General features: G+C 39.2%; 2 pseudogenes. Both read left to right on the top strand.

The features are described 5' to 3' along the window. Nucleotides 1–249, top strand: a pseudogene (locus JR005_RS14290) (hypothetical protein); the annotation flags it as partial. Between the two features lie 10 nt (nucleotides 250–259). After that, nucleotides 260–637, top strand: a pseudogene (locus JR005_RS00050) (ATP-binding cassette domain-containing protein); the annotation flags it as partial.

The raw sequence follows: 637 nt of genomic DNA, 5'->3' as shown, positions 1-637 counted from the left end.
CAATGAACAGCAATTGGGTTTAATTAAAATGGGAAATCAGGCGCAAATTTTTCGTGATTCACAACCAAACCAGCCGATTTCAGGCAAGATTGGTTACATCTCTTCTGTAGCAGAATTTACACCTAAAACAGTGCAAACCGAGGATATTCGAACCACTTTGGTTNTGAGGTTCGAGTTTATGTAAATGATCCTCACGACCAATTAAAAATGGGTCAACCTGTGACTGTTAAAATTGCCAAGACGCAGTGAGTAATTATTTATGAATGACTTGCTAAACGATACATCTGATGTGGTGATTACGCAAAATTTGCGACAGGTCTTTCGCGCAGAAAATAAAAAAATGCCTGATATTTGTGCTCTTCAGGATTTAAATATACAAATAAGATCAGGGCAACTGACTGCTTTGGTCGGACCAGATGGTGCAGGAAAACCACATTTTTGCGTTTAATCGCGGGGTTGTATCAACCCACTTCAGGTTCTTTACAGGTACTAGGGATTGATATTTGCCAAAATCCGCAAGCCGTACAGAATCGTATTAGTTATATGCCACAACGATTTGGTTTATATGAAGATTTAACTGTTCAGGAAATTTAGACCTCTACGCAGATTTGCATGGCGTTCCCTTGAAATACGCAAA

Source organism: Acinetobacter sp. Colony158 (assembly GCF_019264745.1).
Taxonomy (GTDB): domain Bacteria; phylum Pseudomonadota; class Gammaproteobacteria; order Pseudomonadales; family Moraxellaceae; genus Acinetobacter; species Acinetobacter ursingii.
The sequence above is the reverse complement of the archived record's forward strand: the minus strand, read 5'-3'. Positions and strand labels throughout refer to the sequence as shown.